The sequence below is a fragment of the Pelotomaculum sp. PtaB.Bin117 genome, from assembly GCF_002067195.1.
Taxonomy (GTDB): domain Bacteria; phylum Bacillota; class Desulfotomaculia; order Desulfotomaculales; family Pelotomaculaceae; genus Pelotomaculum_D; species Pelotomaculum_D terephthalicicum.
The window spans coordinates 1-11,079 of record NZ_MVQM01000100.1 but is presented as its reverse complement, the minus strand read 5'-3'; the positions used below and the strand labels follow the sequence as shown (position 1 = coordinate 11,079).

Below are 11,079 nucleotides of genomic sequence, written 5' to 3'. Positions count from 1 at the left end.
TTCAAAGTCGCTATTTAGGGGCTTTTTTTGCTATGCCTTTTTTCGCCCATCATAAAATACAAAGTCTTTCAACCTTATCACCTCCACTGAATTTTTACTCCTTTTGATTTATTCGGCGGGTTTGTTAAAAAAAATAGAGCCATTAAGGTGTTATTAATATTGTTTTTATGAATCTTGAGGTTCCCCGTAAGAAATTTTGCTGAAACCCCAACCGTTCCATTTCCATATATTTACTTCTCTTTCCTTGGGATTGACATAGCTGCCTTCCGTGACAACCAGCTCGTTGCTGCCGTCGCCATCCAAATCTTCCAGGACCGTTTCATAATTCGGACGATCCAGATTGGACGATTGCCAAACAGGTTTAAAGGAACTGCCGGCCAGCTTGAAGATAAAAAGATGATTTTTCACGCTCTGATCATCTTGGGTAACCCAAAAAGGCTTGTGCGCCCCAAAGCTCCCCGACTTCCAGACCAGCAGGTTCAACTCGGAAACACCGTCGTTGTTGGAATCGCCCAAAAAGAAATTATCCACCCACCACTCACCGGGCGACTGCCAGATTGTTTGCAAGCCGCTGGCAACCTTCATCGCGCCATCCTGCAAAGAATAATCTTCGTTAATGCCGTCTTGATTCAGGTCGAAGGACTGCTTTTTGGCCAGCCTGGATTCCGGCAGTGGCCTTTGGGCGTAAAAAACATATCTAATACTTTTCTCAAAAACACGGTTTTCCTGATCCCAGGCAGGGACGGCCGCTTCCTCCAGCTTTAATCCCGAATTAGCCAGAACAGATTTGGCCGCTTCCCCTTCCAACAACTGCGGCTGGTCTTGATCATTGATGAAAACCGGCAGAAATTCAATCTTCCCCAAGCCTGCGCGGGTAATGAATATTCTGGCCGCCAGGCCCTCGCGCGTAGCCCGGGACCATTTTTGATCAAAAATAAAATTGCCCAGGCTGTAAAAGATGTACTTTCCTTTGTATTTTTCCACCTTTTGGACCACGTGCGGGTGATGCCCCAAAACGAGATCCGCGCCGGCGTCTATCGCCAGGCGCGCGTATTCAATTTGCGTCTGGTCCGGTTCGTGCTCGTATTCCCTGCCGGCGTGGATGGACGCCACCACAAAATCTGCTTTTTCTCCGGCGTCTTTTACGGCCGCCCTTACTTTTTCCCGGTCAAGAAAGGCGATACCGGGATGCTCAACTCCTGCCAGGTAAGACTCAGGCACGAGGCCGGGATCGGCAAAAGCAAGAAACGCCAGCTTCATTCCCTTCACTTCGATAAGCTCCGCGGCATACGCCTCGTTTTCCGTTCTCCCGGCCCCGGCATGCCCAATGCCCGCGCCATCAAGATAGCGCAGGGTATCCCGCACACCCTGCGGGCCGAAATCCGGCAAGTGGTTGTTGGCCAGGGAAAGGATGGTGAAGCCGGCGTCTTGCAAAGCGAATTCCACACCCGGATCGGCGCGCAGGATCATCTCCGGCGCGCCGATTTCCCTGCCCGGCGTGATTGGGTTTTCCAGATTGCCGAAAACAATATCACTGTTTTTCAAGTATTTTTCAATTTTCGCAAAAGGGTGCCGGAGATTCCCTTGCTTTATGCTTTCCCCGGCCACGCCCCGGGAAAGCATAATATCCCCCGCCGCCACCAGGCAAACAGGCTCCTGCCCGGCTGGAAGCTTTAACTTTTTTTCCTTGTACGCCGTAAAATCTTCTTCCGGTGAACAACTCCCCGCCGTTATGAACCACAGGCAGCCAATCGCCGCCAGCAAGGCAATTATCAATAATTTCCGCGTCTTCATTAAGCTAAGCAATGAATTCTCCTTATCGCGCTCGTGCAAGGACTCGCAACTGCAGGCTAGTTCCTGTTTATTTTCACCAGCGCGCGTTGAAACGCAAATGAAGCAAGGTTATGGTTTTATGCAGCTATGGCACCCATTCTTGTGCTACTTGCCGTTTATTAACAACCTTACAATCGTTTCCGCCGCTTCGGCCCTGGTCACAACAGCTTTGGGCTCAAATTTCCCCTCCACCGGCTTGATTAAGCCAAGCGCCACGGACAGGGCGGCATGTCCCCGCAAGTTTTCGGAAATATCGTTAGCGTCCTGAAAATCAAGCACATAAATGTTGCTTAATCTGGCCACATTGTAAAGACCCATGGTTTGGACGGCTAAACGGGCCAAATCTTCACGATTGACGGCAGCATCCGGCTCCGGCTTTTCCCCGGCTCGAATAATGCCGAGCAGCTCCGCCGTGTCGTAATAGCTCCGGTACCACGGTTCCTTGCCGCCGGCAGCCGCCCCGGGCGACCGTCCAGAGCTTTTCACCAGCATGGCGATTAATTCAGCCTGGGTCACAGGGTCGTCAGGCCGGAACCTGCCGTCAGCCCCCGTGACGATGCCCGCTTCGGCCAGCAGTTCCACCGCCTCACGCGCCGGATGGCCCGCCAGGTCGCTGAAGCTTTCTTTTTCCCCGGCTGGAGTAACTGTCTTTCCCTCTTCATCAAGAATCCGGCCGGTGAAAGCATCCAGCATGGCAAAGTTGCGGTTCGGCTGGTAATAAACCAGGTGAACTTTGCCCTCCTCGCGCGGCTTTACGGATTTTTCCGGCGCCCACGTCCGCAGGTAGCCCAGTGTCAGCGGGGCTTCCCGCAGGTAATTGTCCGCCGCCGCTTCTTGGCTGATGACACCCTGGGGGTCGGGAAATTGCACATCCCACCAGGTCATCCGGTACGAATTTATTTCACCCGTGGCGCTGTTCACCTCCAGGTCGAACCCGTTTTGCGGGAATTTCACTCCATTCGTCACCCGTGTGTAGTTAATGGCATACGCGCGCGGCCGCGGCTCCTCCAGCGGGTCGATCACCAGCCCCTGCACGGGTCTCAACGAACCAAACACCACCTGCGCCCACCTGCCCGGCTGATTTTTTTCAATATAATCTTCCGCTATATGCAGGGCTTCTTCATCACTAAACTTTACTACCGGTGACTTTAAATCTTCATACCTGTTATAACGACGGCTAAATGCCACCAACTCTCCATTGACGGCGTTGACGGAGACATCCATTCCGCCATCGTCCGAACCATCGCCGGCCTGCCAGCTAAATTCCCACGACTTATTCTCCTTAAACGAGTAGTCCTGTTCCAACCTGCTGCTGGTTAAAACATATTTCGGCGGTATTGCTACGGCGGACTTCGCTATTTTCAGAGCTTCATCCTGCGGAATAACATTCTTCAGCCTGTCAACCTGGTCTTCTTCAGCCGGGTTGAGCCTAATCGCTTGGTCGAATAGATAATTACCCGCGCCTCCGGCGCCGTCAGGCATGCTGGCTTGCTTGTAGTTATAGCTTGCTTCATTATTTAGAAGCTCGCCGGTCAAAGCGTCAATAACAACCTGCCGCCGGGATTCCGGCAGCTTGTAAACCAGCTGCACGGGCGCTTCCACGCCGTATGGCGCGTAAGGGCGGTAGTAATACAATTCGGGAGCTGATTCAGAGTAAAAAACTTGTTCAGCCTGCTCCGGGGCAATTTTGCCGGCCGGCGGCGGAAAATCCCGCGCTTCTTCCCAGTTCACATCAAAGCGGATCACTTCATTGGTATCCCCGTTCACCGCCACACTAATACCGTTGTCAGAATAGATTACACCGTCAACATACCTGGCGTAGTAAAAGTTGTATTCCACCTGCTCGCGCTCATTAACAGACAGGGGCGGGACATAGTCGCTACCCGGCTGCAAGCTGGTTTCCCCAAAACGCCCGGGCTGCAACTTTTGAGCAAGGGCGGCGGCCATAGCTTCCGACTGCTCCCTGGAATATCGGGGCAATCCCCGGTACACCACTCCGGGCCCCCGCGGCAGCCACTTATACATGCTCCAGATTTCCCCCGTCCCGGCGTCAACTTTTACATTCATTTCGCCGCCCGGTTCGCTGTTCCGGTACCAGCGCAGATTCCAAAAAGAATTCTGCTCAGACTGGCTGAAACCGCTTGAAAACTGGTCCAATTCCCCCGGAACGGCAAACGCCTGCCTGGCAATTTGGATGGCCTGCTCCAAGCTTACCGCATACCGCGCGCCGTCTGCCGCGGCTTTTTGATTTATCGCGGCGCCATTCTCAAATGTTTCTGCCTCCTTGAGGTCCGCAGGCGCAACCTCCGCCACGGCAACCCCCTGATGCAATAAGAATACGCCGAGGATAAAGCATGATCCAACAATACATGCCGTCCAGTTCCGCCAGTTCATTTATTCTCCTCCTCTTTACGAATAAATCATCTACAGTTTACATCCTCAATAATTATCACGTCTTCACTCAGCAATAAAGGACTTGGTCCATTCCGGCTGCGGGGGAGCCTGGCCGTCATCCAGCATTTTGTGCCATTTGGCGTCGGTCAGCCGGTCGCTAAGCGGCCAGGGAAATTCGTAATATGAATACACGCCGCCGACAGCGATCCTCAGCTTGCCGTCCACGGGAACAACCGCATAGATGTTGAAAACGCGGCCCGTCGCTTCTTCCAGCACCTGGCCGTTGGGGTCGGTGGCCACGTCCCCCACCAAGGCGGCGGGCCGGTCATTTGCGGCGGAACGGTGGTCAACTCCCTCGTCACTCAGGGCGTCAATCCAGAAATGCTCCAGTTGTCCTCCATAAGAGCGGATTAATTCATACTCCTCGTCGGTTAAAGGGGTGTTTGCCAATTCCTTCTCAGAAATAGTCTTCAGGGCAGTAACCAGTGTCTCCATCCGTTCCAGACTCTCCTTATCCCGCTCGTTTAAGAGTTCGCGCTCCAGCAGGCAGTCCCCGGTCATTTTCACCAGCGAGGCCAGGCGGGCGTACAGATAAGGGTTGGGCTCGACATACCCGCGGTCGTCAACCTGTTCCCCGCCGCCGCCGGCCTCAGCGTAAACCTGCTTGGCGTATAGGATAGTGTCATGCTTTAGCTCCGCCCAACTGCCCAGATAGGTATTGAGTTCCTTTCTGGCCCAGGCTTGGCTGCGCATAAACGAAGGGTACCCTTCCGGTTTTTCCTGAATCAAGGGCATAAGCGCGTAAAGCCAGTTCCAGTAGAGGTTCTGGGTCCAGGTCTCGTCGCTCAAACTGTTGATATAGGTTTTCATTTCGGCCATGTTTTCCGGGTAGTTCCGGTAATCCGTCTCCCCCATGGATTGCAAAATGGCGTAGGCTTCCGCCGAACCCATGGCGGCGGGAATGTCCATTCCCCTGGGCAGCATCCTCTGCTCGCCCTGGCTGTTTTCCCCCACTTCCCGGTAAACCAGCCGCTGAAAAACAGAGGCGTCTATGGTAAACCGCTGCCCCATGAACCGGAAACCCTTTATTTCTTCTTTCCGTTCAGCCTGGGATGTTCCCGCGTTAACCGGTATGGAGTTCAGAGACGGCGGCTCCAGTTGCCCGGCGGCTTCCAGGAGCGCGTTCCATTTGTCCGGGCTGGAAAGCACTGTCTGCAGGTCGGCGTTTATCCCGTATATCTTATCGATTGTTTCCCTGATCTGAGCATAGGAGATATCGTCGCTTTTACCGACGAAAAAGCTGGTGGTGGCATATATGTCATCCCACATCCGCCTGTTTTCCCCTTTGCCCAAAGCCATCGTGATCAATAAGGCGGACCTGGTTTCATCCTCGCTCTTGAAGCGAAAGTTTAGCCTGCCGTACCACATCATGGACTTAAAATATGCCTTGAGCGAATCCGTCTTGTCATAATGACCCCTCGGCACATATTGCGAGTAATCCTCCTGGAAAGCGCCGCTAAGCTCATCGTTCCCGCCGATGTTCATCAGCGGCGAAACAGCGATGCCCTGGTGGTTTTCAATCAAGTCCAGCTCTTTTTCCACTTCATTTTTCACCAGGGAAGGGATGGCCTCGTCAGGGTCCACAAGCTTGCAGGCCACGGCGAAAAAGCCGACATTCCGCCTGGCGGCGTTCTCCCAGATGGTGCCCTGGAGATCTTTGTACTGCTTTTGCGCCTGGTTCAACATCGATTTGTTAAGCTCTTTCAGTTCCGGGGCAAGTTTTTCCGTTTCCACAACCCGCAACAGGTGGTCAAAAAACAAATGATAGTTGTGCAGCACGGAATCGGTGGTGATAAACAACGGAACCGGTTCATACCGATTTCTCTCGTATAGCGAGAAAAACTCTTTCTCATACTTGTTGGGAACCACGACGAAGCCATTTTTAATTAACAGGTTTTTCGCCGCCGGGGACAGTTCAAACATGTCCTTGTTGGTGATATTGCCCATATCCGGCTTCACCGCATATGGCTCGACGGCGGGGTTTACCTGGACGGGAAGGTCTTCATACCCGGTAAAGGTTGCGTCGATGCTCGCCGCCTCCAGCCTGTCAGTGCCGGAACAGCCGCTGCTTGCCGCGGCAAGCAGCAAAAGCACCAGGATTAACGCGGGCAAATACTCTCTTCCCCGTTTACTATGACTATGGCCGATAATTCGGCAACAGTCCTGACGGCTTCCTCTTTTCACGGCCTTCATCTCCTTTCCGTCGGGCGATTAGCCCAATATGTGTATTTAAACGATCCGATATCCTTCCAGTTCCACCATTTTAACAATTCCGGATCGTGTCTTTCAATCCATTCCCATTTCTTTGGTAATGTCCCTTAAACAATAACAATAAATTAGAAATATTCAAGGGGTTTTCTTTGTCATAATTTGTCGGAATTTGTCACTCTCGTCATGCTATAAGAGTATCAAAGATTTAAAAAAAAGCAAAAAAATCCCCTGGGGCCATAACTGAAATGTCCTGACCGCAGGGGATTCTTCTTATACCATTATCTAAGAACCATAGCTGTGCGGATTACCCTCTACAACAGGAGGATCACCGTCCGGTATTATGGTCAATCCGGAATCAACTCCGGTAAGACCGGTAAAGCCTGCGGCGGTGGTAAAGCCTGCGGCGGTAATGCTAAATGTTACAGTATCACCTAGTTCTAGATCTGCTACGTCTCCCACCAGAATTATATCGTATGCGCTTTGAGAAGTTGTCAACTGAAAACCGCTTATTTGTACGCCGGTAAGCATCCCGTCTCCGTCCGCCTGGGCGGTCACATCGTCAGTTAACAGTTCTTGTCCGGACTCGTAATTGTCAATATAAAGCTTTAAGTCACTTAAATCAGACGCGTATACAGTACCTGCCACGCCAATTGCGTTAATGACAACCTCACCCGCAGTGACATCTTCTCCGTCTAAATTCAGCCGAAAAGCAAACAGTTTTATATCGTCTCTTGATGGAAGGTAAAATTCGTCACTGTTTTCATTATACGCCTCACCAAGCTCTGCCGTGCTCGGAGGCGCATAATATACGCAATCAAGTTCCTCGCTGTTTGCCCATCCGGACATAACGGCAATCGCCCTGACGTGCAAAGGCCCTTCCACATATATCTCATCTATCTCATCGTCTGTGTACAGTGTACTAGGTGTTGCCGGCGGAGACCCGTCAGTGGTGTAGGTGTAGTAAACAGACGCGCCATCCGTAGCGCAACGCAGTCTTAACATTGCGCCCATATCTATGAAACCCGGTGATAGTATCCCACCATCCTGATCAACGACATACGGCGTGGCTACCCGGACATCATAGCTGAACGTGGAGACCTGACTGTCGCGATACCCGTCCTTTACGGCGATAGCTTTAATGGTAACCGGTTCTGTCACTGCGATTGGTTCGTTATAAGGCGTCCCATAAACCGCATCCGGATCAGTTCCGTCAGTCGTATAATAGATCTCCGCTCCGCTGGTGGATGTGGTGAGAGTGACATGAGCGCCAATCGCCACCGTCGTGCCGGTCACGGGGTCAGCCGTTACCGGTGCCACAGTCAGTGTGGAATTATTGTGATTGTTTCCACCATCATTATCTGGTGTTTGGTTAGCAGGGGGCAAGCCGCTCGTGACTTGCTCCAGCGCGCGGGTAACAGCGTTAACGACGTTAGGCGGTCCTTGCGCTCCCGGTGGCGCGGATGGCGGAGCCGGCGGCAAATTGTTCTGGATTTCCTGGGCGCGTTGGTTCACCCAGTCCTGCACCCCGGCAAAAGCCTGCCTTTCGGTCTGGCTCATAGGAGCCGGTGGCGTGGGCGGCGCTCCACCCGAAGAGGTGACGGTGCTGGATTGGCCGCCGGCAAGCGATACGGTTTGCCCGCCTGACGTTAATGTAGCGTCACCGATCAGCACGTTGGTGCTGCTCTGACCGCTGGCGGTAACCAAGCTACTCCAGAAGGTTCCCCGGATTGCGGCCACGCCCCAGGGCATGTCGACTTCCACTCTCGTCCTCTGCGCGTAAGGCTCATTCCACCAGGCCGCCTCGCTCTCTCCCTCGGCCAGCAGGATGCCGGGCGGTAAATCAAGCGAGGCGAGCAGCACGGAATTACTCCCGTCGAGGAAAGCAGTATTATTGTTATTATCATAACGGCTGGCCAGCGCGCCGAAGATATTGCCTTTTTTCAGGTCGATGGTGAGCTTGTCCACAGCCACGCCGGCGGTACCGTCCTTCTTCATGTAGTTGAAGCCTTGCGCCGTCGTAATGGCGAATTCGGTACCGGGCATGAGCAAAAAGCCGCTGCCGTCGTCAAAGGTAATCTCCGCCTTGCTGTCGGCGCCGGTGACAATTGCATCACCCGCGCTCACCTTTACAGCGCTTCCAACCTTGACGCCGTTTACAGTCACTGTGCCGCTCTTAACCGTAAGTTTGCCGTTCAGCTCGTTTAACCGTAAAACCGGACTCAAGGTAAATAAAGCGGAAAGGCTCTTAGCCATTTCACCACGCTGGAAGTTTACCTCCGGGTTGAACGAATTGCCGGCGGGCAGCTCCACCAGTCCGGCCTGCACCGCTGTCGCCACTTGCCGGTAGGCCCAGTGGCCGGCGGGCACGTCGGCGATTTCCACGGTTTCACCGGTAAGGTCGCCCCCGGAAAGCCTCATCAGTAAGGAAGTGGCTTCTACCCTGGTAATGCTGCCGTCCGGGTTGAACGTGCCGTCCTGGTAGCCCTTGAGCAGGCCGTCTTGAGCAGCGGCCTCGATCACACCGTAGGCCCAGTGTCCGCCGGGTACGTCGCTGAAAGTCTGCGCTCCGCCATTTGCCGGCGTCAGTCCTTTGGCCAGCACCATCATCCGGGCAACCTCGGCGCGGGTGATGGAATCCGCGGGACGAAAGGAACCGTCAGGAAAACCCGATAAGATGTTCTTGCCGACCAGATAACGGATAGCCGGATATAAAGAACTGTCAACAGGCAGGTCAGTAAAACTAGGACCGCTTGTCTGCAAAGCCGCGTCTCCCGTGGGCGAACCGGCGGCAGTCGAGTCTGACGCTGCCAGCGCCGGTAAGGCGCAGAACAAGAATGCTGCCAGGCAAAGACAGAATAATAGTGCTATCCTGTACCTGTTTCCTGATTGAATATACGTTTTTGCACACCCTCCTTATAGCTTTTATTAACTGTTGGAATCATAGCGGTTCTATAAAGTTACACCTCCCATCAAAATATTAAAGATTAGATGAATCTGCAAATAATTCCTCTAAAATATTTGTATTTTATAAATAAAATATTAATATGTCGAAACATGACTGTTGTTTAATGGGCTCAAGTTTGTTCTCCTGTCATCAGTCTGTATTTGCACAACACGGCCTTAATGGCAAAGTAATCCACCCCGGCCGGCAATTCTTCCTTGATGGGCCTTAATCTTTGAGCGCCGACCTCTTCAATTTTCTGCAAGATTAAGGCTTCATATTCTTGCGGGATAAAGTCGTCCCAATCGATGTGGTGACCTTCCAGGCCGCACCGGACGAGGTGGTCTTGAATGGTGACCGCGCTCAAGCCTCTTTGTCTGGCAATTTCTGGAATAGTGACGCCTTCCCGGTACAGGTGCAGAGTCATCAGGTGGCTCGGCGTTTCATTGTCCCGCACCTTTTTCCCGGCGGGCTTCCCCTGCCGGAGGATAATTCCCTTTTCGGCCACGTATTTCTGAAGGAACTGCCCGCCGTAGCTTGCAAATTTCCTTTGCCCGACCCCCTTGATGGACAGCATGGCGTGTTGATCTGCCGGCAGGCGGATGGACATTTCCCGCAGGGTGCTGTCCGCGAAAACTATATAAGGAGGTACTCCCTCTTTTTGCGCAATCTCTTTGCGCAATCCGCGCAATTGTTCAAAAAGTGAGTCGTCCACAGTGGCGGCCGCTTCTTTTATCCTTACCTTGAGCATCACTTTTTCCAACCCTTTCAGGACGGGAAAGGCCCGGGGAGTCAACCTGGCCACGGGGTACTGGCCCTCCGTCAGCTGAATGTACCCTTCGGCAATCAGTACATTGGCAAAGTCGCTGATTTGCTTCAGGGTCCGGTCTTTCATCAGGCCGTAGGTGGACAATTCGTTAAACCCGTAACGCAGCACTTTTTTGTTCAAGGAACCTTTTAAAACTTCCGCCGCCATTGAAATTCCGAACTGTTCCCGCAGGCGCAGGATGCAGGAAAAGAGCATCTGGGCGTCAACTGTTTGATCAACCAGTTCGGTTTTTTCGTTGCAGGTGCCGCAGTTCCCGCATTCCTCCGCTATGCTCTCTTCTCCGAAATACCGCAAAATATATTTTCTCAGGCAGTGCGGGGTATGGCAATAATCCACCATGGCTTGCAATTTCCGGTACTCGTTCAGCTTCCTTTCCGGCGTATATTGCGTCTGCCCGATAAGGAATTTTTGAATCTGGATGTCCTGCGGGCCAAACAGCAAGACACATTCCCCCGGCCCGTCGTCCCTTCCGGCGCGGCCGGCTTCCTGGTAGTAAGCCTCCATGTTTTTGGGCAGGTTGTAGTGGATCACATAGCGGACGTTGGACTTGTCGATACCCATGCCAAAAGCGTTCGTGGCAACCATAATCCGGATGTCGTCGTAAAGGAACATGTCCTGGCTGCCGGTTCTCTCTTCTTCACTCAGTCCGGCGTGGTATTTTCCCGCGGAGTATCCTTTCTTACAAAGAAACTCGTACAGATTGTCCACTTCTTTCCGGGTCGCCGCGTAAATGATGCCGGCCTCCTCTTTCCGGCCGGCCAAGTACTCCAGTAAAAAGTCCCTTTTGTTCTCGCCCCGGATTACGGAAAAA

At 52.9% G+C, this 11,079-nt stretch carries 5 protein-coding genes; all 5 read right to left on the bottom strand.

Going from position 1 to position 11,079, the window contains the following annotated elements; translation table 11 throughout:
* Positions 1-165: 165 nt before the first annotated feature.
* Entirely contained in the window at positions 166-1,806 is a 1,641-nt protein-coding gene (locus tag A4E54_RS06980; protein WP_286725231.1) for a CapA family protein, read from the bottom strand.
* Between the two features lie 132 nt (positions 1,807-1,938).
* Complete coding sequence (locus A4E54_RS06975; RefSeq protein WP_286725228.1) at positions 1,939-4,227, bottom strand: S-layer homology domain-containing protein; 2,289 nt, start codon at positions 4,225-4,227, stop codon at positions 1,939-1,941.
* A 63-nt stretch (positions 4,228-4,290) separates the two neighbouring features.
* On the bottom strand, positions 4,291-6,471 hold the full coding sequence (locus tag A4E54_RS06970) for a DUF3160 domain-containing protein (RefSeq protein ID WP_240085118.1): 2,181 nt from the start codon (positions 6,469-6,471) through the stop codon (positions 4,291-4,293).
* A gap of 309 nt (positions 6,472-6,780) precedes the next feature.
* A complete protein-coding gene (locus A4E54_RS06965) occupies positions 6,781-9,330 on the bottom strand; it encodes an S-layer homology domain-containing protein (protein WP_286725225.1) in 2,550 nt (849 codons plus the stop codon).
* A gap of 242 nt (positions 9,331-9,572) precedes the next feature.
* Positions 9,573-11,079: ATP-dependent DNA helicase RecQ (locus A4E54_RS06960; RefSeq protein ID WP_286725222.1), on the bottom strand; the 1,507-nt coding region annotated here is incomplete at its 5' end.

What these genes read in the sequence shown, in the direction of transcription:
- A4E54_RS06975 (WP_286725228.1), bottom strand. Translation starts at nt 4,227, where the DNA reads ATGAACTGGCGGAACTGGACGGCATGTATTGTTGGATCATGCTTTATC.